Raw genomic sequence first — 21106 nt, 5'->3', positions numbered from 1 at the left:
GTCCTGGACGGCCTCGCGCGGCGTGAGTCATGAGAACGGTCCGGAGCCCTGGGCGTCAAGAGTGATGCGCCCTCTTGTTCCTGAAGCATTCCCGCCTCAAGGCGCATACGGAGCAGGCTAGTTCGGAGCCATTCTGCGAGCCGACACGGGGTGGGCGGCGGGTAGGCCGTGGCCGCCGGGCGGGGATCGATCGGCGCGGCGAAGAGTGAATCGCCCCTGGGCATCGCAGAGTTGGTGGCGAGTGGCGTGAACCGTCCATGTCTCCACCGGAGTCCGAGCGCTGGATGAGACCGGAAACATGTCGCTCGGCGTTGACAGGATGTCTCCGACCCCTCACCATCGGCACGACTGCGCGTCTGTGTTCGTTCGTGTTGCAGATTGCGCGTTTGACGGTCGGTCCTCCCTACTCTCCCGGAGTCGACATGACACCCCTGCTCAGACGCAGACCAACTCTCCTTGCTCTCCTGCTCCTTGTGATCGGTGGCCTCGTGTACGGGCCCACGCCCCACGCCCGGGCGGCCGCCCCGAGTACCTCCATCACGGTCGACGGCACGAAACCCGGCCGCACCTTCGACGGGGTCGGGGCGATCAGCGGTGGCGGCGGCAACTCCCGGTTGCTCATCGACTATCCGGAGCCGCAGCGCAGCCAGCTGCTCGACTACCTGTTCAAGCCCGGATACGGCGCTTCCTTGCAGGTCCTGAAGCTGGAGGTCGGCGGCGACACCAACTCCACCGACGGCGCCGAGCCCAGCCACGAACACACCCGCGGCCAGGTGGACTGCGGCCAGGGCTACGAGTGGTGGCTCGCCGAGCAGGCCATGAAGCGCAACCCCGACATCAAGCTGGCCGGCCTCGCCTGGGGCGCCCCGGGGTGGGTCGGCGGCGGCGACTTCTGGTCCCAGGACATGATCGACTACTACCTGTCCTGGTTCGGCTGCGCGAAGAAGCACCACCTGGACATCGACTCCATCGGCGGCTGGAACGAGCACGGCTTCAGCGCCGACTGGTACAAGAAGCTCAAGTCCACGCTCCTGGCGAAGGGGTACCACACCAAGGTCGTCGCCGCCGACTACGGCGACTGGGGCGTGGCAGACGCCCTCAAGAACGACCCCGAGTTCAAGGACGCGGTCGACGTCGTCGGCGTGCACTATCCGTGCGGCTACCAGACGGCCTTCACCTCGTGCCCCAGCACCGACACCGCGCAGGGTCTCGGCAAGCAGTTGTGGGCGAGCGAGAACGGATCCCTGGAAACCGACACCGGCGCTCCCGCGGTGGCCCGCGCCATCAACCGCGACTACATCGACGGCCGGATGACCGCGTACTTCAACTGGCCGGCCATCTCCGCGCTCTACCCGAACCTGTTCTTCTCGACCGACGGCATGTCGGTCGCGGCGCAGCCCTGGTCGGGCCACTACAGCATCGGCACGACGACCTGGGTCACCGCGCACACCGCGCAGTTCACCAAGCCGGGCTGGCACTACATCGACTCGGCGAGCGGCTATCTCGGTGGTGACCGGGCGAACGGCAGCTACGTCTCACTGAAGTCGGCGAACGACCGTGACTACTCCACGGTCGTCGAGACCGTGGACGCCAAGGAGGACCAGACCGTGAACGTCGCCGTCGGCGGCGGTCTGTCCACCGGCACCGTGCACGTGTGGTCCACCGACGTGGCGTCGGACAGCAGCGCGGACGACTTCGTGCGCGGCCAGGACATCACACCGGCGCAGGACGGCACGTACAGCCTGACCCTGAAGCCGGGGCACGTCTACTCGCTGACCACCACCACGGGTCAGGGCAAGGGCACGGCCAAGGCCCCGGCGGGCGCCGCGATGAAGCTGCCCTACACCGACACCTTCGACAAGCCCGGCGCATCCACGGACGCCACGTACTTCTCCGACATGAACGGCGCCTTCGAGAAGGTGGCCTGCGGCGGCGGGCGCTCCGGGAAGTGTCTGCGGCAGATGGCCCCGACCACCCCCATCCGCTGGACCGACGAGCCGTACCACGCCCCGTACTCGTTCATGGGCGACGCCTCGTGGTCCAACTACACGGTCTCCGCCGACGTCATGCTGGAACAGTCCGGCAGCGTCGAGCTCCTCGGCCGGCTCGGTATGCAGGGACGTAACAACAACGGCCTGGACGCCTACCACATGAGACTCGGCGACGACGGATCCTGGTCGATCGACAAGAGCGACCGGACATGGAACTACGTGACCCTGGCCAAGGGCAAGACCCACGTCGTGGGCCTGAACACGTGGCACAAGCTGGCGTTCACGATGCAGGGCCCGACCCTGACGGCGTACCTCGACGGCAGGAAGCTCGGCGGCGTGGAGGACTCCACCTTCACCCGCGGCCAGGCGGGCCTCGGGGTGACCGGCTACCGGACGGACCAGTTCGACGACTTCAAGCTCACCCCGGGTGCGGCCCCGAAGCCCGGCACCGGTCAGGTCGCCTCAGGCCTGAGCGGCAAGTGCCTCGACGACGCCGGCGGCGCCACGACGGACGGGAACCGCATCCAGCTCTGGGACTGCGACGGGTCCGGCGCGCAGAAGTGGTTCTCGTACGGGAGCGCGCTGCGGCTCGGCGGCCGGGCGGGAAAGTGCGTCGAGGCCGACGCCAGCAGCACCCGGAACGGCAGCCCGGTCCAGCTCGCGACGTGCGACCGGGGCGAGAACCAGCGCTGGGTGTCCCGCTCCGACGGAACCCTCTGGAACGCGGGCTCCGGACGTTGCCTGGACGTCCCGGGAGGTGCCGCGGGCAATGGCGCGGTGCAGTTGGCGCTGTGGGACTGCAACGCCAAGGACAACCAACGGTGGACGCTTCCCTGAGCCGTGACCATCACCCGCACGGGCACTGATCACAACAACCAGGAGGAATCATGGACAGGCGGAGGTTCCTGATCGCGGGCGGGGTGGGTTCGCTCGCGACGGTCGCTCTTCCGAGTTCGGCAGAACCTGCATTCGCGGCACAGGAATCCGGGATATCCGGGGTATCCGGCGCGTCCGGAGCGCTGCGTATCACGGCGGGCTTCCTCGGCGTGGGTCTCGACGGGACGGGCCGGGTGACCGGCCTCGTGGACCTGCGCAACGGCACCGACTACCTGGCGGCCGACAGAACGGGCCCGCTGGTGTCCGTCGTGCTGGCGGACGGACAGCAGGAGGTCCCCACCCGGGTGCGGGTGTCGCGACGTGATCCGCGGGTGCTGGTGTTCAGCAGCGCCAAGGTGACCGTCGAGGTCCGGGTCGCCGCGCACGCGACGTACTCCACGCTGGAAGTCGTCGATCTCAGCGCAGCCCCGGGTGCCGAGGTGCAGACACTGCTGTGGGGGCCGCTGGCGTCGCGCGTCAACGAGACGGTCGGCGAGGGCGTCGGCGTCGTCGGGGACAGCCGCTTCGTGTTGGGCATCCACCCGCTCAACGACAAGACCGTCGGGGCCTGGCCCAAGGAGTTCGCCGCGTTCGGGTTCGGCGCGGACGTCGAGGCGAAACCGTACGGGCAGAGCGGGACACAGAACGACTGGAGCGCCGGTGCGAAGACGTCGTGGGGCGGCATCCTGCGCGCCTACACCTACGACTACACGAAGGCGAGGATCAGGGACGGGCAGATCCCGACCGGCCCGCTCGCCGGATCCGAGGCCGAGATCGTCGGCTCCGGGCTCGCGGTGTACGGCAGTGCACCGGATCTCGTGCTCACCGTGCTCAGCCAGGTCGCGCAGGCCGAGAAGCTGGCGTATCCGACCGTTGACGGGCAGTGGCAGAAGGTGGCCGAGGCGACCCGGCAGCCGTTCTTGACGCTGCACGACCTGAGCACCACGAACCTGGCCGCGGCCGTCGCCTTCGCCGAGCAGGCGGGGATCAGGAACGTCTACTCCGTCGAGAGCGCCGCCGGACCCTGGAAGTCGACGGGCCACTACGAGTTCAACGGCAACTTCGGCGGCTCGGACGCCACCGCGACCCGGATGGCGAGGACCGCCGCCGCGAGCGGGATACGGGTCGGTGTGCATACCCTGTCCAACTTCATCGCCGCCAACGACCCCTATGTCGTACCGGCGCCGGCCGACGAGCGGCTCACGACCGGCAAGACCGTCAAGCTGACCCGCCCGCTCGCCGCGGCCGACACGACGCTGTACGCCGACGGCGACTCGGGCGGCGGCGGGTACGTCCTGGGCCGCAGGCTGCGGCTCGGCGACGAGTTCGTGACGTTCTCCGGTGTGACCCGGGCCGGCGACGAATGGCAGTTCACCGACGTCAAGCGCGCCCAGTGGGGTTCCGCCGCGGCGTCCTGCCCCAAGGGGGCCGACGCCGTCCGGACATCGGAGAACCAGTACGGCGGCGCACGGGGCGACCTGCCGATCATCGACGAGATCGCCAGCCGCCTGGCCACGGTCTGCAACACCACCGGCATCAGGAACATCTCGTTCGACGGCCTTGAGGAGGTGGCCTGGAACGGTTGGAGCGGGCAGGGCTTCGCACACATGATCAACGGCTTCCACCGCCGACTGAAGTCGCAGGACAACTTCATCGCAGAGGCCTCCAACCCGTCGACCAACTCCTGGCAGGCTCAGTCCCGGGTCAGCTGGGGTGGCATCGGATGGTCCGACTCGAACTACGACCAGGTGTCCAGGAACGTCGACTTCTACCGGGCCAACTACCTCCCGTTGATGGGTGGTTCACTCCCGATCGGCAGCGACACGAAAACGCTCGACGTCGAGACGAACCTGGCGCGGGGCGCGTCCCTCGGCGTGAACTTCGGCTGGTTCGAGACCAGCATGAGCAGCCTGTCCCAGGGTGGCAACACCCAGGCGGTCCTCGCCGCCGTCAAGACGTGGAACGCCGCGATCGCGGCCGGTGCCTTCACCTCCGCCCAGCGGCAGCTCATGGCGGACCAGGGCACGTACTGGCACCTGAGCGAGGAGGCCGAGGGCAAGCGCTGGTCGCTCCAGGAGACGGACGCGGACGGCAAGCCCGTCGGTTCGGCGCAGACCGTACGGGCGCCGCGGCCCGGCTTCGTCACGGCCGCCCCGCCCGAGGCCAAGGCCGGTGAGCTGTACGCGTTCAAGGTCACCTCCAGCACACCGCAGACGGTCGGCTACGAGATCACGTCCGGCGCCCTGCCGAATGGGCTGACCCTGAACAAGGACACCGGCGGAATCACCGGAGTCCCCACGGGGCCCGGCGCCAGGACGTTCACCATCACAGCCCGTGGCGGTGCCGGTGTACCCGACGCGTCAGTGACGTATCGAATGAACATCTCAGAAAATAAGGTGAGTTGACCACTGATCAGATATGGCAGGAAGGCCGCTCTTCCGATACGGGGGAGCGGCCTTCCTGGTGTCACGGGTTGTCATGGGTTGTCACGGTGCCGTGCTCACCGCTTGGTCGTCACCCGGTAGGTGATCTCCGCGTCGTCGACGCCTTCGCCGCCCCGGGCGGTGAGGGTGAACCTGCTGGGTCCTGCGGCGGTCGGAACGCCGGTGATGCCGCCGGTGTCCTGGTTGAGGGTGAGCCCCTTCGGCAGGTGGCCGGACGTGACCTCGTAGCGGATGGTCCGCGGCGTCGCCGAGGTGACCTTGAACGCGTACAGCTCACCGACCCGGGCGTCCGGCGGCTGCGGCGTGGTGAAGCCAGGTGTCGGGGCCCTGGCCGGCTGCGGTTCGCCGACCGGATCGCCCTCCGTGTCCACCTGTTGCAGTGACCATTCCTGATGTGGCGTCACCTCGCTCAGGTGCCACCGCTTGTCGGGGTCGCCCAGCAGCTTCTTCTGAGCGGCGGTGAATGCGCCCGCCTGGCGCGCGGACTCCCACGTCCTGACGGCGTCCAAGAGGGCCGCGGTGTTCCCCCCGGATGCCAGACTCTGCACGCTGGTCTCGAAGTTGACTCCGGCGTCGAGGGACGCGGCGCGCGCCATGGTGACCTCGATGGTCCCCAGGTCGTCGTCGCCGGAGAAGCCCTGCTGGCCCATCATCCCGGGCAGGTAGTTGGCCCGGTAGAAGGTGTTGCTGCGCAGCAGCTGGGCGTAGTCGGTCTTGCCGATCTCGCCCCAACTGGCCCTGGACTGGGCGTCCCAGGTGTTGGACGCGAGATTGCTGCACTCGGTGATGAACTCCTTGGTGGCCAGCTGCCGGTACACGCCGTTGACCAGGTGCGCGAAACCGTAGCCGCCCCAGCCGTTGTAGCCCGCCGACTCCAGGCCGTCGTAGGACGTGGCGTGCACACCGGTGTCGTTGTACGCGGTGGCGAGGCGGGTGGCGATCTCGTCGATGATCGGCAGGCTGCCCAGCGCGCCGCCGTAGCCGTTCTGGATGAGCCGGGCGGCACGGGTCCCGGCCGGGTACGACTGTGCGGCCGATCCCCACTGCGCCCGTGCGAGGCCGTCGACCCGCCACTCGGCGTCACCGGTCTTCGTGACGGCGGTGTAGGTGAGGAACTCGTCGCCGATGCGCAGCCGTTGGCCGTCGACGCCGGCGGCGAGCGGGCGGTCGCCGTCCACGTACAGGGTGGTGTCCGAGGTGCCGAGTGCGCGGGTCAGCCTGACGTTTCCTCCCTCGGCGAGACGCGGGTCGGCGGGGGCCTTCACATACGGGTCACTGGCGTCGATGAAGGAGGACAGGGTGTGCACGCCGACTTCGATGTCCTCCCCGGCCGCGGCGGCCACCAACCGGGCGGCCGCGGCGTCGGATCCACCGAACGCGCTGTTGAACTGGTAGTGCCCGTGCGACACCCAGGGCCCGTCGCCTGAGATGGCGTAGATGTTCCTGACCCCGGCCTGCTTGGTGTAGCCGGCGGCGGCGGTGACGTTCTCCGTGGTGAGATCGTGGATCCAGAAGTGGGACTGCGCGGTCCGCTGGGCCACCTTCTGCCACTGGCCGTCGAGTGTCGGGTACGCCAGCCCGTGTTCCCTGGCGATGTGGCTCAGCGTGGTGAGGGACAGGTCCGGAGCGCTGCCGAAGAGCGCGATCCTCGAACCAACGATCCGGCCCTCCGGCGCGGGCAGCGGCCCGAGCGGGATCTCGTACCCGGTGGTGCGTTGCCGGATCCGCTCCCGGCTGTAGTCGTAGGTGGTGGCGCGCAGCACGCTGCCCCATGTCGTCTTCGCCGCGACGTTGCTCGCCAGCCACTCGTCCTTCTCGCCCGTCTGCAACCCGTACGGATTCCAGACGAGATCCGGGCCGAACCCGTACGCCAGGTGCTCGTTCGGCCAGCCGCCCACGGTCTTGTCGTTGAGCGGTCGCACTCCCAGGAGGAAGTCGCCGTCCGTCACCACTCCGGCGGTCTCACCGATGGTCCGGTCGAGCTTCGTCGGCAGCGGTCCCCACAGCAGCGTCTGCACGTCCACACCAGGAGCAGCCGTCAGGCCCACCACCTCAAGTGTGCTGTGCGTCGGGAATCCGACGACTTTTACCTCGATCGTCACCTTCTCGCCGCTGAACACCAACACGCGCCGGTCCCGCGGCGAGACCTTCATCGTGGCGGGCACCTCATGCCCGCCGTCGGCCACCACACTGACCAGTGGCACCGAAGTGCCCGCCGCCAGATGGTCGGTGCCGCTGCGCAGGTCCACCAGACCGGTCACCCGGCCGGACGCGTCGAGGCCCAGCGACAGGAAGCCCGCGGTGATGCGCCGCGCCCGGGACGCTGCCCCGCCTGCGGTGGGCGGTTCGGCCTGAGCGGGGGCTGCGGTGAGCCCCATCGCTCCTGCCGCCGCGACCGTGCCCAGACCACTGACGACGAGAAATCGCCGTCTGTCCATAGTTCCTCCTCAGAGGGAAGCCTTGATAGTTCGTACTCTTCGTCGGCGTACGGAAGGCAGAAGGAGTGGCAGGCGGACGTCTTCACGTCCTCGCCAGGAGGGGAAATTCCTTGCCTCTTGTGGGTAGACGCCCAGTACAAGTGCGATCTAGCGTGCAGCTGACCGCGGAGCGAGTCAAGAGATAGATGAGATCTATTGCGCCCAGTTGGGGTAAATAGTTGCGCTTCATCTCTTGACAGTGTCGTGAGCGGACTTTGATACTCAGAGCGCTTTCGCCGGGGGAGCGTTCTTGGATTCGGCGGGTAGGGGAAGAGACGCATGACACGCAATCCGATGCTGCTGAGGGTCGCGGCCCTCGCGGGTGCTGCGGTACTGACCGGATGTACGGCGGGTGGCACCAGTGGGAGCGCGTCATCGGGTGGCAAGGTGACCTTGACCTTCCTCACCTTCGAGACGCCCAACCTGGATGCGAAGTACTGGGACGCGGCGATCGCCCGCGCCTCGGCGAAGGTGCCCGGAGTGACCGTCAAGAAGCTCGTCTCGCCCAGCGCCGACCGCACCGGGTACGCGAAGCAGCTGGACAGCACGGGCCAGTTCCCGGACATCATGATCGGCCTGAACCCTGCCGGGTTCGCCGAGGCGGGCAAGCTGGCGCCGTGGTCGGACAAGGAGCTCGCGAAGTACGCGGATCCGCATGCCAACACGTACGACGGCAAGGTCTACCAACTGCCCTATGCCGCCCAGACGACGCTCGTCTACTACAACAAGGGTGACTTCGCGAAGGCCGGTATCAAGGCTCCACCGCGTACGTATGCCGAACTGGTCGATGACAGCGCAAAGTTGAAGTCCAAGGGAGTCAACCCGTTCGTGGTCGGTGGTGGCGGCAAGGACTCGTGGGCCGACATGTTCCCGCTGATCTGCACCGTGGCGACCGATGTCTACAAGAAGACGCCGGACTGGCTCTCCCAACGCGGCTCGGGCAAGGTCAAGTTCACCGACCAGGCATTCGTGACGGCCGCTCAGAAGATCGCCGACCTGGCGAAGAAGGGCTACATCGACCGGGCGGGGCTCTCCCGTTCCTACGCCGACACGGAGCAGGCCTTCCGCGACGGCAAGGGTGCCATGTACCCGATGGGCAGCTGGTTCTCCGCCTCCGCCGACGCGAAGAAACCGAACTTCGACACGGGTGTCTTCGCATGGCCCACCGACCAGGGAGCGCCGGCACTGCCGGGCGTCATCGGCGGTGGTATGACGGTGAGTTCGAAGGCTCCGGACGTGGCGCTGGCCAAGAAGTGGGCGAAGGCGTTCATGGAGGACGAGACGAACCTCGACGCCGCCGTCAAGGCCGACGGGCTCATCATCGACATCAAGGGCTATACGCCGCCGAAGAACATGGGCCCCGTGTACAAGGAGACCGCGGACGCCTACCGGCAGGCCCAGAAGTCCGACGGAGTCGTCAACTCCTTCTCCCAGGAGACCGGTGACGGTTCGATGCCGCCGGGCCTGTCCGACAAGGCCGCGGCAGGTGTGCAGAAGCTCCTCAGCGGCCGGATGACGGCCACTCAGTTCGGTTCGTACATGGACGAGCAGTGGGAGAAGGCCACCCACTGATGCGACCTCGTACCCTCACTGCCGTGGAGCCGGACGCACCGTCCGGGCGGCAAGCGCCCACGGACTCGACACCACGATCGCCGGAGCGGGCCCGGCAGGCACGCTCCCGCGACGGCGCGACCCGCTTCGCCGTCTTCGCGGCGCCGGGCCTGCTGGTCTATCTGGCCCTCGTGCTCGTGCCCATCGGTATCACGATCGGCTACAGCCTCACCGACAAGAACCCGTTCAACCCGCCGACCAAGTGGGTCGGCCTGCACAACCTCACCAGCCTCGCCTCCGACGACGAATTCCTCAAAGCGCTCAGCAACACCGTCCTCGTCACCGTTCTCGTCACCCTCGTCACGAACGCGGGCGGCCTGGCGATCGCCATGCTCCTCGACCGGCGCGGCTGGCTCTACAACGTCCTGCGCAGCGTGTTCTTCGTCCCGGTCGTCCTCAGCGCCGTGGTCGTCAGCGTCATCTGGCAGGCGATCCTCGTCGACGACGGGCTGCTCAACTCCATGCTGCGGCAGCTGGGGGTGAGTCATCCGCCGGGGTGGCTGTCCGATCCGAGCCTCGCCCTCTACACGGTCTCGTGGGTCATCGCCTGGCAGGGACTCGGCTTCTGCGTCGTCATCTACCTGGCCGGACTCCAGTCCATTCCCCAGGAGTTGCACGAGGCGGCGGCGATCGACGGCTGCGGCCCGGCGACACGCTTCCGCCATGTCACCTGGCCGATGCTGGCGCCCGCCGTCACCATCAACACGGTCATGTCGCTGATCAGCGGCTTCAAGGCCTACGACCAGGTCCAGGTTCTCACCAACGGCGGCCCGGGACCCGGCACCACCTCCACCCTCGCCTTCCAGGTGGTCCAGACCGCGTTCAACGGAAACCACGTCGGCTACGCCTCCGCGATGGCGGTGGCGATGCTGCTCCTGGTCGCCGCCGTGTCGGTGATCGCGCTCGGCCTCCTGCAGAAACGCGAGGTGTCCTCCTGATGGTCAACGCATCCAGGGCCTGGCTCCGTCCGGTCGTCGCGCTCCTCGCCGGCCTCCTCTTCTTCCTGCCGATCTACCTCGTGCTGGTCAATGTGTTCAAGGACGGTTCGGCGATCGTGTCGGACCCGGTGGGGCTGCCGGTCCCGCCGACCACGGCCAACATTGAGAGCGTGCTGTCCCGGCCCGACCACCTCTTCTGGTACGGGCTCGTCAACAGCACGGAGGTCACCGTGATCTCCATCATCGTCACCACCGCGATCTCCGCGATGCTCGGCCACTACCTGGCCCGGGCGAGCGGCACCCTGGCCAAGGTCGCCATGGTCGTGCTGCTGTGCGGGCTGATGGTGCCGCCGGCGGTCATCCTGACCCCGATCACCGATGTACTGAGGGGACTTGGCCTCATGGGCACCGTCCCCGGCCTGATCCTCGCGTACGTCGGGTACTACATGCCGTTCGGCGTCTTCGTCTTCGCCGGGTTCGTCAAGACGATCCCGCGGGAGATCGAGGAGGCGGCGGCGATCGACGGCGCCGGCGCGTTTCGCACCTTCTGGCAGGTGGTCTTCCCGCTGATGCGACCGGCGTCGGCCAGCGTACTGATCTTCCTCGGCGTCTGGATCTGGAACGACTTCCTCAACCCGCTGATCGTCCTGGGCCCGGCCACCGGCACCACGGTGACCGTCGGCATCTACCGGGCCATCGGTGAACACCAGGCGGACTACGGCGCGGTGTTCGCCCTCATGTTCCTGGCGACCCTGCCCATTCTCGTCTTCTACCTGGCCTTCCAGAAGCAGTTCGTCAAGGGCCTCACCGGAGGCGCGACGAAGGGCTGAGCGGCCGCCCGGCGTCGGGGCGGGGGTGCTGATCGGCACCCCCGCCGCAGTGACGTCTTGGGTGGGAAGGCTTCGCGAACCTGCGGCCTCTGAGGCGAGGCGGCCCTCGCTACTTCGCCGGCCTGATGCGAAAACAGGAAGGAGCCCCCGCTCATCGAGCAGGGGCTCCGTTCGCCGACGTACCCGGAATCACCCCCGGTGCACGGTGACGACCGCAGATCCGGTGACGCCGTCCACGGCCACCTCGATCGTGGCCACACCGCTGCCGACCGCGGTGACGATGCCCTTGTCGCTGACGGTCGCCGCGGAGGGATCGCTGCTGCGGTAGCTGACGTGCGCCTTGGACAGGTCGACGAAGGAACCGTCGTTGTCGACGGCCTCCACCACAAAGTCGCTGCTTAATCACCGTGTCGCTTTCCTTGGGATACACCTTGGAGTGATTCCTCCAAGTCTGTTGCACTGAGGCCGTGTCGGATATCTAGGCTCCGCGCCATGCAACGCGTTTGAGGCAGCCACTCCAGGCTGCCTCCTGTCGCGCCTCCATCAACAAATCCCCCTGGTGAGTGCGGTGGCGAGCGCCGCCGCGATGGGCAGGCCCGTGCGGTCTTCGATCCATGCCCACTGCCCGTTCGGATTGACCTCCAGAAACGTCCACCCTTCCGTGGTGACGAGGAAGTCAAAGGCTCCGTAGCGCAGTTGCAGTGCTGCCATCAGGCTCACGACCCCGCGCCGTACATCCTCGGGCACGGGCACGACCTGGTATGTCAGTGCGGAGTAGTCCGATCGCCAGTCGAGTTGCGCGGCATCGGTGGCGGCATGGATCGCCGCGGCGAACATCTGGCCGTCCACCACGGTCAGCCGTACGGCGCCGGTGTGTTTCACGCGTTCCTGAAACATGTGGGCCGTTGCCGCGATGCCCTCGGCTTCGGCGAGATGCTCGGGAGCCACGACCGCAGTGTAGAGCAGGCGCCCTGTCGCAACGCCTTCGTCAAGCACCGGTGAGGACAGCGGCTTGTAGATGACTTCCCCGACCTCGTCGGCGAAGGCGCGGACCGCCGGGGGGTTGTTGGTGATCACCGTCCGCGGGATGGTCAGCCCCGCCTGCACCGCCTCTTGCAACTGCACCGGCTTGTACTCGGCGTATCTGATCCGGTGGGGGTGGTTCAGCCATCTGGCGTCGGCCATGAGCAGCCCGCTGACACCCATCCGCGCTTCGTTGTCGGCCCACTGCGCGACCGGATCAGGCATGTTATCGAAGCGGAACGCGCTCGGCCGCCGGTGGTAGACACCGCTCACGTCCTCCAGACTCAGCTTCCGACCGGAAGACTCCAGGTGGGTGGACCAGCCGGTGCCGGAAGCGGAAAGGACACCGGTCACCGTCAACATGTGGGGGAAATCCCCTATATCGCACCGGAAGACGTCGACACCTCGACGGTTCAGCTCTTCCACCACGTAGTCGGCGGTGGGGTCGAACCGCTGTGTCAGGACCAGGACAGTCATTTGAGATTGGTTCTGGTCAGGACCAATCCGATTCCGAATCGCTGTCGGTCTGGGTACCGGTTTCGTCACTCCAGGCGGTGCTGGTGGACTTGGACGTGGAATGAACAGCGGTCGCGCTGTCCGACGTGATCAACGGCATCGTCACCCCGTCCTCGGTCACGGTGGCGATCTGCCGACACGGGTCGTAACCAATGACCGACCAGTCGATGCAGGCTTCCGTTCCAGGGCGGGGATCAACGGCGTAGCGCAGCCCGAAGGGGAGCTCACCTGTCGACTTGCTCTGTTCGACATTTAACACTGTGTGCCTTCCTTGTCACTTGCGTGGACGGGATGGCTCATCATCACGTCCCCGCTACCTTCCCGGCGGCAAAGGGGAGAAACCTCCGGGAGGGGTCCGCTGGCCGTCGTTCTTCGCGTCGTCGCGGCCAGGTCTCCCGGACGCTCTCGGCGAACGCAGCCAGCATCGCGCGTGACAACGGATCCAGCTCCGCCCGCGTCTTGACCTGCCTGGCGTAATCGACAGCGATGGTGTTGCACGACTCTCGGACCGCAGCGGGAAGGCTCAGCCATCTGGCGACTTCAGAGGATCACGACGTTGCCAGACCCTCCCATGACGAGAATGCGTATGCAGAGGGTGCTGTAGCGCGCCAGCCTCTCCGGCTGTGATGCTGGTCATGCGCAAGCCCAGGGAAAGGGACACGCTGCTGCGCAGCAGCGCTTCACGCGTCGGAGCTTCAGCCCTCCGGAATGGGACACGCCCGGCGGGGGACACGGTGTCTGCAATGACTAACTGGATGGTCGGCCTGGACGTCCATGTTCCGGTCGGGCTCGTTGGCCGGCGTGGTGTCGTCCCGGATCCAGCGGTTCCTGCCGGTGAGGTCGATGGTGTCACCGGCCTGGTAGTTCACACGGAGTAGGAGAACGTGGTGTAGCTCGATCCGTAGCCGAACGGATACGTCGGCTTCCCGGTGAAGTACTGGTACGTGCGGCCGAGCCCGCCCGTGGCGCCGGGCGTCAGACCGTAATTGCTCATCGCGGGCAGTTGCGATTCGTCCTTGTACCAAGTGAAGTCCAGCCGCCCGCTGGGGTTCTGCTTCCCGAAGAGGACATTCGCCAGCGCCGCGCCCTGGCTCTCGCCGTTGTACCCGCTGAAGACCACGGCGGGGAACTTGTCCTGACATCATCGATCTTGACCGGGCCGTCCGACGGGATCGCCAGCGCGGTGCGCGGGTTGCCCAGCGCGGTGACCTGGTCGATCAGCGAACCGTAGTTGCCCGGCATCCGAAGATCGGTCCGGTCGGTTCCCTCCAGGGTGTGTTCGCTGGAGTTGCCGACGAAGACCACCACCAGGTCTGCGCTCTTGATGTCGGCCTGCGTCTGTGTGCTCAGCACCGCGGGAGTCTTCGCGTCCTTCCCGACGGAGGTGCCGGCGGCGTCGAAGACCACGTCGGCGGTCGGATTGGCGGCCTTCACCTGGTCGGTGATCCCCTTCACGGCGCTCACCTTGAGGCTGGGGTCGCTGGAGTATCCGCCGAGGGCGCTCTTGTCGACCTTGTCGGCCATGTCCCCGACGACGACCACCTTGTGCAGCTCTGCCGGGTCCGCCGGCAGGAGCGGCTTGCCGGCTCCGGTCACCTTGTCGTTCTTCAGCAGCACTAGCGAGTTGTCCGCGACCTTCTCGGCCAGCTTCTGGTGGGTCGGGGACTGGATCACATCCTTGGTGATCTTCGTGTAGAGGTTTTTGCCCGGATCGTCGAACTCACCGGTCTTCATCCGGACGGTGAACATGTGCACCAGCGCGTTGTCGATCACACCCTCGCTGAGCACACCGGCCTTGATCGCCGCCTCCATGTTCTGGAGGTTCGCCTCGGGGCCGCCGCAGTTGGAGTCGGTGCCGCCCCGCAGCGCCCAGGCCTGACCGCCCGCCATGGCGGGGATCTGCTGCCCGGTGGCGGTGTTGGTCCAGGTACCGCCGCGGCCGCCCTTGTCGGTGGTCCACCCGGGCGGGGCCCAGTTGGCGCCGGACGACCCGTTCCCGTACACGGTCTCCACACCCCCGCATTCGGAGGTGGTGTACCCGCTGAAGCCGTAACTACGCTGAGCCATCTGATTGTTGAGGTAGGTGTGCGCGACGGTCGGGGTGCCGTTGACCTCGTCGTACGCCGTCATCAACCCGGCGACATGAGACTTCTCGATGAGGCTCTTGAACGGCGCGGTGTAGTAGTTGTGGATGTCCGCGTCCTTGGCCACCGAGTTGCTGGCGAACCGGTTGCTCTCCACGTCGTAGAGCGCGTAGTGCTTTGCCGTCGCCGCGACCTTCAGATACTTGCTGGTCGGCTTGCCCTGCGGCGTCTGGCCCTGATCGCCGTTGACGTAGGCGCCGGCCATCTGCGAGACCAGGTAAGGGTCCTCGCCGAACGCCTCGTTGGTGCGGCCCCACCGCGGGTCGCGGTCCATGTTGACGTTGGGCGCCCAGTAGACCAGCGCGCCGTAGTCCGCCGCCGACGGTCCCAGGTCGTTCTGCCCGACGTTCCACAGCGACTTGTCGAGGAATCCACGCGCCTCGTCCGAGATCGCGGTGGTCTCCTCGTACATCAGGCCTTGGTCCCAGCTCATCGGGGAGGCGAAGTTGCTGGGAAAGCTCGTCGCGTGCACCGGCTTGTGGGCGCCGCCGTCCGTCGGGCCCGGGTTGGTGTCGTTGCCGAGATCGTTGATCCCGTGCTGGCCCTCGCTTCCGTAGGAGTACGCCTGCACTCCCAGCCGGGGGATGCCCTCGATGCCGTCGCTGTTCAGCTGGACGGCCTTCTCCGCGAGCGTCATCCGCGAGACCAGATCCGCGGCACGCTCCGCGAAGGAGTAACGGGTGTTCAGGTAGACCGGCACGGAACCGGCCGACGCCGATGGCGAGAGCGGAGGGGGCGCGTGGGCGGGCACACAGATACTCGTCAGACTGAGGAAACATGCTCCCAGCAGCACGCGTGTGGTGGTGGTTCTCACGGTGGACTCCCAGTCGGTGTGGGGTCGATGAGAACGGAGGTCTCGCAACCCGCCCGGCACAGGAAAGGTCCGGGCGGACGGTCACCAGCCGGGCGCGTCGAATCCGATCCCCGGAGCGCAAGGAGCCCGGACCAGACCGTCCGCACCGACCGACGGCTCGCGCACCACGGGGTTCGTGTACACCAGGGACTCGTAGGACGTGGTGTTCGGTATCGCCATGCACAGATGGGCGTTGACCACGCCGCTGCCGTGCACCTCGGCCCGCAGCTGGTAGCTGTCGGCCAGATGCGCGATGCGCAGCGCCCCGGTGATCCCGCCCTTGAGCTGCGCGCTCGTCCTGACCGCACCCGCCGCACCGGCCGCGATGAAGTCACCGGCATTCAGGTGCGCGCCGTCGGAGGTCTCCGCTACCAGCAGGGGTACGTCGACCCGCTCGGCCAGCCAGCGGTACGAGGTCACGCTGAACTCGCGCATCGGCTCCTCGTACCAGAGGTACCCGGCCTCGGACAGCGCGCGGCCGACGTACACCGAGTCGGCGAGGTCGAAGCCGGCCGAACCGTCGTACATCAGCGGGACGTCGTCACCGACGTGCGACCGCAGCTTCCGGCACAGCTCCGCGTCCGCCTTCGGGTCGCCCCAGCCGTGCAGCTTGATGCCGACGTACCCCAACTCCAGGCACTGGTCGGCCACATCGAGATACTCCTCGGTGCTGCCGAAGGTGACCGTGCTCGCGTAGGCGGGAATGGCCTCGCGGTACGGGCCGAGGAGCCGGTGGACCGGAAGACCGGCCGCCTTGCCCGCGAGGTCCCAGAGCGCCACGTCGACCAGACCGAGCGCATAGATCGGAAGCTCCTCGATGCGGTCCAGCTCCCACAGCCGCTGCCACAGCAGTTCGCGCATCAGCGGATCGCGGCCGGTCAGGTCCGTGCGGATCCGCCGCTCCACCAGGTCGGAGACGATCACTCCGCGCCGTGTGTGCGCCTCGCCGGTCAGGCCCTCGTCGGTGTGGACCCGCAGGATTCCGCCCGTCACCGCGGGTTCCGAGCCGGGCAGTCCGGCCCGCCACCGGAAGGGCGGCTGAGCGGGCAGGTCGACCAGTTCCACCGTCACATCGGTGATTCGCATGGATGTCCTTCACGGCTGGAGGTCCGGGGTTCAGGAGTGGCCCGCACTCTGGCCTCGGTGCCATCAATGTTTCCTATACATGGCTCAATTCGTGGCCAGTGAATCACATCCAAACTCTGGACGCCAGGACTCGGCAACCCCGGACTCCTTCCCTCCCGGTTGGCCTGCTCTTACCAGGACTTGGGCGCGAAGATGCCCCCAGCTGACTGCTGTCGAACCCTCCGCGCCCTCGGTGGTTCTGCACGAGGGGCGACACCGCTCCGCCTCTCGGAGCCCTGGCATGCATCAGGCATGCATCAGATCTATCGATTGCTTGCTCGTGTGTCAGCACGGAGCTGGTGGTTCTGCCCCCACCGCCGGGTCACCTCGGTGGCCGGCGCCCTGCCAGCGGTCTCACCGCTGACCGTGTGCGAAGTACGAGGCCAAGTCGGCCGGTACGGGCGCGACATCGACGGCGCCCCCGCCGTCCCGCAGTGAGAGGGTGGCCGCATACCCGGCGGCCACCGCCTCCCGGGCCGCCACCGGCGAGGTGACGGTCGCCCCGCCCTCGCGTACGAACCTCAGGAATTCGGCGGCCAGAACCGGATCGGCACCACCGTGGGTGCCGGTGGGAGTGGGCACGGGCACCACCAGATCGGCCTCGGCCCGGTAGTCGGAGCGACGGTTCCACACCCGGACCTCCGCCCCCTCGGAGTCGCCGAAGTTCTCCAGCCGGCCCTCGGTGCCGATCACCGTGTAGTTGCGCCAGTAGTCCGGTGTGTAGTGGCACTGCTGGTAGCTGGCGAGAACCCCGTTGTCCAACTGCATCTGCATCATGCTGAGGTCCTCCACGTCCACCACCGGGTGGAGACCGGTCAGGCTGAGCGGCGGCCAGTTGTCGTGCGACAGCCAGTCGGTCATCCGCTCCCCGCTGCGTTCCCTTCGGTCGCTGATCCCGCCGTAGACGGTCAGGGCGCCCATGGCGTTCACGCGCCGGGTGTATCCACCGGCGAGCCAGTGGATGACATCGATGTCGTGAGCTCCCTTCTGCAACAGCAGACCTGTGGTGTTGCGTCGGTCGGCGTGCCAGTCCTTGAAGTAGAAGTCCCCGCCGTGGCCGACGAAGTGGCGGCACCAGACGGCCTTCACCTGTCCGATGGCCCCGCTGTCGATCAGCTCGCGCATGGCCACCACGACCGGCATGTGCCGCATGTTGTGGCCCACGTACAGCGGGGTGCGGTGCGCACGGGCCGCCGCGAGGAGCCGGTCGCAGCTCTCGGTGGTGATCGCCATCGGCTTGTCGAGGAAGACCGGGACGCCGGCCGCGAGGAAGTCGAGACCGATCTGCTCGTGCGTATGGTCGGGAGTCAGGACGAACACCCCGTCGAGTCCGGCATCGAGCAGTTCGTGATGGTCGGCAGCTGTCCGCACGTGCTTGCCGAATCGCTTCTCGGCGAGCGCGAGTATCCGTGGATCTCGGTCGCAGGCGGCGGCCACCACGGAACCCGAGTCCGGCCGATGGACCAGCTCGACCAGGTCGCTGCGAATGCCCAGGCCGATGACGCCGAGCTTGATGTCGTTCAACGTGCTGTCCTTTCAAAGGGGTTGACGGGGTTCGGAGTTACGGTTGCCGCTGGGGCTGTGCGGCCGGTGAGGGGCGTGAGGAGGGTCGAGTGCATGCATGGGGAGGTATCCCTGCCTGCGAGGGCCACGGAGAGGAGATAACTCAGATACATGCGAGGTTCTGTCGGTAAGATCTGTGCCAGTAGAGGTGGCCGACCGGGAGGGCTTCCGTAGCCGCCTGGGACGGAATGTCTCAGGTGAGGCGGCACGAAAAGAACAGGGAGAGTCTGCGGTTACCGGATCCTGGCGTCAAGAGTTTGCGTGTGATTCACTGGGTTGGCGGCGTATGATGTATTGGAAACATCTGGCTGGCGTCGGGGCTGGGGTCTGCCGGACCGGGGGCCTCGAAGAGGGAAGCGAGGAGAGCTGTTGATCCACTCAGAGAGGATCGCCGCGCCCGCGCCTGTGCCGACGGGCACGGGGGGCGGCTACCGACCCGGGTACGAGGTCGCGGCCGAGCGCGTCCTTGAGTACATCGTCCGGGAGGGGTTGCAGCCCGGTGACCGGCTGCCCACCGAGAAGGACCTGGCCGAAGAAGTCGAAATGAGCCGGACCGTGGTGCGGGAGGCGGTGAAGATCCTCTCCGCGCTGGGGCGACTGTCCGTGCAAAAGGGCCGTGGCATCTATGTGTCCGAGCCGGAGCAGTCCTCCTGGCAGCAGTCGCTCGCCAACTTTCTGCCCGCGGACCTGCGGCAGGTGGACGAACTCTTCGAGTTCCGCCGCCACTTGGAGACCACCACCGCGAACCTGGCCTCGCAGCGCGCCACCCCCGCGCAGGTCAAGACGGTGCGCGAAGCCGCGCAGCAGTCCACTCAGGCGGCACAACAGGGCGACATCGACGCCTTCACGCTCGCCGACGAGGCTTTCCACGCCGGCATCGCGGCCGCCGCCTCGAACATGTTCTTCGCCTCGACCGTCGACGCGATGCGGCGCCTGCAGCGCCAGGTCACGACCATAGGGCTGGCCGGTATCGCAGGTGGATCCCTGCGCGTGGCCGCCGAACAGCACGAGGCCATCGCCGTGGCCATCGCCGCCGGAGAAACCGCTCGTGCCGAAGCGCTGATGGCCGAGCACATCGACATGACCGCTCAGCAATTCCAGCAGGAGATCTGGCGCCGCGTCGTGCCTGGCGACGATCCCCACGCCTGAACCACACGGGCCACCGTGTCGCCGGCCGTCAAGCCGTCTCCTCCGGCGACAAGTACCTTCACGGGCCCGACCGTCACGCGGTGGGCGGGCCCGCAGCGCAGTCCGCCACCGCCTCAGAGCTTGCGGGCCACCGCTCCGTACATGGCGATGGCCGCGTCGTCGATGCCGTCCTGTTCGGGCCCGGGCCGCCACTTGTGGACCTGGGTGACGCCGGGCCCCACCAGTTCCATGCCGTCGAAGAACGAGGTGGCGGTAGCCAGGTCGCGCAGCACCATGGGCATGCCCTGCTGGGCGTACTCGTCGGCCACCCGCCCGACCTCCTCGGGCGCGAAGTCGGCGGTGCCGATCGTCATCGCCAGGTAGCTGCCCGACGGCAGCGGGTCGAGCAGCCGCTGCACCAGGCGCCGGTCCTCCGGCGACTGGATGAAGTGGAGGATCCCGATGATCATCAGGCCCACCGGCTTGTCCAGATCGAGCAGCTCATGGAACTCCGGGCTGTCCAGAATGGCGTCCGGATCGTGCATGTCGGCGTCGACGTAGGCCGTCGCGCCTTCGGATGAGCCCTGCAGAAGAGCACGGGCGTGGGCGAGGACGATGGGGTCGTTGTCGACGTAGACCACGTGCGTTTCCGGTGCCACCTCCTGCACCACCTCGTGCAGGTTCGGTGCGGTGGGGAGACCGGTCCCGATGTCGAGGAACTGCCGGATGCCACGTTCCTGAGCAAGGTATCGCCCGGCGCGGTGCATGAACCGCCGGTTCTCTCCCATGTGCACCGGCAGCGCGGGCCAGTGCTGACACATGGCGTCGCCCGCCTCGACATCGACGAGGTAGTGGTCCTTGCCGCCGAGGATGTAGTCGTACACCCGGGCGGAGTGAGCCGTTGAAGTGTCGATCCGATCGCGCGCACTGCGCACAGGCCGCTCCATTTCTCGCTGCCGAAAGTGATCTCAGACGGTACAGGGCCGAACCAGTACCCGAACAGCGAGGCGACGCCGGCCGGTGGGCTCCCTATGCGGCAGGCGATCGCGGTGATGTCGAGCGCGAGGCGTGGTTCGGGCTGATCCTCTGGAAAACCTCAAGTCCCTTGCCATACGAGGAGCACGGCCGTCACGGTGATCCAATGGCAGTCATTGCAGGACTGAGCGGAAAGCACAACTTCGTGCCGGTCATCCGGGACGCGGACGTGGTCGCGGCGACCCTGCGTCAGGCGTTGGCCGAGGCATCGCCCGAGGAGCGCCCGGGTCTGGAACGGGCCGCCGCAATCGTGGAGTCCACCGCCGCAGCCACCGAGGGCCGGCTGCGTGCCCGCTGGGTCCGCTCCCGGCTGGCAGCCGTCGGCTTCACCGGAGACATCGACTCGGTCGCGGCGGTGAAGGCGCTGCGCCAGGCGGAGCCGAAATTGAGCCTGCTGGCGGCGGTGCAACTGCAGAAGGCAGCACTCGACCATCCGGAGTGATCCGGCACGTGATGGCGCCTGCTTCCGTGTGGGCGGACCGTCGACCGGTCGTCCATTTCCGGTCCGAGGGCGAAGAAGGAGCTGCCGCAGACCGGCGGGCCGCGAGCCCA

At 67.4% G+C, this 21106-nt stretch carries 17 protein-coding genes and 1 pseudogene; 7 read left to right on the top strand and 11 right to left on the bottom strand.

Features of this window, described 5'->3' with window-relative positions; genetic code table 11:
- The first annotated feature begins 422 nt into the window (after window positions 1-422).
- Window positions 423-2828 (top strand): ricin-type beta-trefoil lectin domain protein, encoded by a 2406-nt coding sequence (locus OG385_RS03655; protein ID WP_266851771.1) that lies wholly within the window; start codon window positions 423-425, stop codon window positions 2826-2828.
- Window positions 2829-2878: 50 nt separating this feature from the next.
- The gene (locus tag OG385_RS03650) at window positions 2879-5272 is read left to right on the top strand and encodes an Ig domain-containing protein (RefSeq protein WP_266851769.1); all 2394 of its coding nucleotides are present in this window, start codon (window positions 2879-2881) and stop codon (window positions 5270-5272) included.
- A 95-nt stretch (window positions 5273-5367) separates the two neighbouring features.
- On the opposite strand, the gene OG385_RS03645 is transcribed toward OG385_RS03650, so the two are convergent.
- Complete coding sequence (locus OG385_RS03645; protein ID WP_266851768.1) at window positions 5368-7749, bottom strand: Ig domain-containing protein; 2382 nt, start codon at window positions 7747-7749, stop codon at window positions 5368-5370.
- A gap of 318 nt (window positions 7750-8067) precedes the next feature.
- On the opposite strand from OG385_RS03645, the gene OG385_RS03640 reads away from it, so the two are divergent.
- Genes OG385_RS03640 through OG385_RS03630 form a run of 3 tightly spaced genes read left to right on the top strand, consistent with a single transcriptional unit; the run spans window position 8068 to window position 11167 of the window.
- Window positions 8068-9360 (top strand): extracellular solute-binding protein, encoded by a 1293-nt coding sequence (locus OG385_RS03640; RefSeq protein WP_266851766.1) that lies wholly within the window; start codon window positions 8068-8070, stop codon window positions 9358-9360.
- A complete protein-coding gene (locus OG385_RS03635; protein WP_266851764.1) occupies window positions 9360-10337 on the top strand; it encodes a carbohydrate ABC transporter permease in 978 nt (325 codons plus the stop codon). The genes OG385_RS03640 and OG385_RS03635 overlap by 1 nt, the downstream gene beginning before the upstream one ends.
- Entirely contained in the window at window positions 10337-11167 is an 831-nt protein-coding gene (locus OG385_RS03630) for a carbohydrate ABC transporter permease (protein ID WP_266851763.1), read from the top strand. The genes OG385_RS03635 and OG385_RS03630 overlap by 1 nt, the downstream gene beginning before the upstream one ends.
- Window positions 11168-11356: 189 nt before the next feature.
- Here the strand turns inward: OG385_RS03630 and OG385_RS03625 are convergent, their stop codons facing one another.
- From OG385_RS03625 to OG385_RS03585, 9 genes and pseudogenes are all read right to left on the bottom strand, one after another.
- A complete protein-coding gene (locus OG385_RS03625; RefSeq protein WP_266851761.1) occupies window positions 11357-11554 on the bottom strand; it encodes an Ig-like domain-containing protein in 198 nt (65 codons plus the stop codon).
- Between the two features lie 156 nt (window positions 11555-11710).
- A complete protein-coding gene (gene tgmB, locus OG385_RS03620) occupies window positions 11711-12667 on the bottom strand; it encodes an ATP-grasp ribosomal peptide maturase (protein ID WP_266851759.1) in 957 nt (318 codons plus the stop codon).
- A gap of 16 nt (window positions 12668-12683) precedes the next feature.
- Window positions 12684-12965, bottom strand: a complete 282-nt coding sequence (locus OG385_RS03615) for a hypothetical protein (protein ID WP_266851757.1) — start codon at window positions 12963-12965, stop codon at window positions 12684-12686.
- Window positions 12966-13101: 136 nt separating this feature from the next.
- A pseudogene (locus OG385_RS03610) lies at window positions 13102-13233 on the bottom strand (SAM-dependent methyltransferase); the annotation flags it as partial.
- A gap of 168 nt (window positions 13234-13401) precedes the next feature.
- Entirely contained in the window at window positions 13402-13575 is a 174-nt protein-coding gene (locus OG385_RS03605) for a hypothetical protein (protein WP_266851755.1), read from the bottom strand.
- Complete coding sequence (locus OG385_RS03600; RefSeq protein ID WP_266860606.1) at window positions 13572-13784, bottom strand: glycoside hydrolase family 3 C-terminal domain-containing protein; 213 nt, start codon at window positions 13782-13784, stop codon at window positions 13572-13574. The genes OG385_RS03605 and OG385_RS03600 overlap by 4 nt, the downstream gene beginning before the upstream one ends.
- The gene (locus tag OG385_RS03595) at window positions 13697-15664 is read right to left on the bottom strand and encodes a glycoside hydrolase family 3 N-terminal domain-containing protein (RefSeq protein ID WP_266851753.1); all 1968 of its coding nucleotides are present in this window, start codon (window positions 15662-15664) and stop codon (window positions 13697-13699) included. Before OG385_RS03595 ends, OG385_RS03600 begins: the two co-directional genes overlap by 88 nt.
- Before the next feature lie 81 nt (window positions 15665-15745).
- Window positions 15746-16789, bottom strand: a complete 1044-nt coding sequence (locus OG385_RS03590; protein ID WP_266851751.1) for an enolase C-terminal domain-like protein — start codon at window positions 16787-16789, stop codon at window positions 15746-15748.
- A 393-nt stretch (window positions 16790-17182) separates the two neighbouring features.
- Window positions 17183-18352 (bottom strand): Gfo/Idh/MocA family protein, encoded by a 1170-nt coding sequence (locus tag OG385_RS03585; RefSeq protein WP_266851749.1) that lies wholly within the window; start codon window positions 18350-18352, stop codon window positions 17183-17185.
- Between the two features lie 408 nt (window positions 18353-18760).
- On the opposite strand from OG385_RS03585, the gene OG385_RS03580 reads away from it, so the two are divergent.
- Window positions 18761-19540: a FadR/GntR family transcriptional regulator gene (locus OG385_RS03580; protein WP_266851747.1), complete on the top strand. Its 780-nt coding sequence runs from the start codon at window positions 18761-18763 to the stop codon at window positions 19538-19540.
- A 113-nt stretch (window positions 19541-19653) separates the two neighbouring features.
- Here OG385_RS03580 and OG385_RS03575 read toward each other — a convergent pair whose 3' ends face one another.
- Window positions 19654-20454, bottom strand: coding sequence for an SAM-dependent methyltransferase (locus OG385_RS03575; protein WP_266851745.1), 801 nt, complete (start codon window positions 20452-20454; stop codon window positions 19654-19656).
- A 206-nt stretch (window positions 20455-20660) separates the two neighbouring features.
- On the opposite strand from OG385_RS03575, the gene OG385_RS03570 reads away from it, so the two are divergent.
- Window positions 20661-20996: a hypothetical protein gene (locus OG385_RS03570; RefSeq protein WP_266851743.1), complete on the top strand. Its 336-nt coding sequence runs from the start codon at window positions 20661-20663 to the stop codon at window positions 20994-20996.
- Window positions 20997-21106 lie beyond the last annotated feature (110 nt).

It is taken from the genome of Streptomyces sp. NBC_01306 (genome assembly GCF_026340465.1).
Classification (GTDB): domain Bacteria; phylum Actinomycetota; class Actinomycetes; order Streptomycetales; family Streptomycetaceae; genus Streptomyces.
Note: the sequence above shows the minus strand (reverse complement) of the source record. Positions and strands in the feature narration are given on the sequence as shown.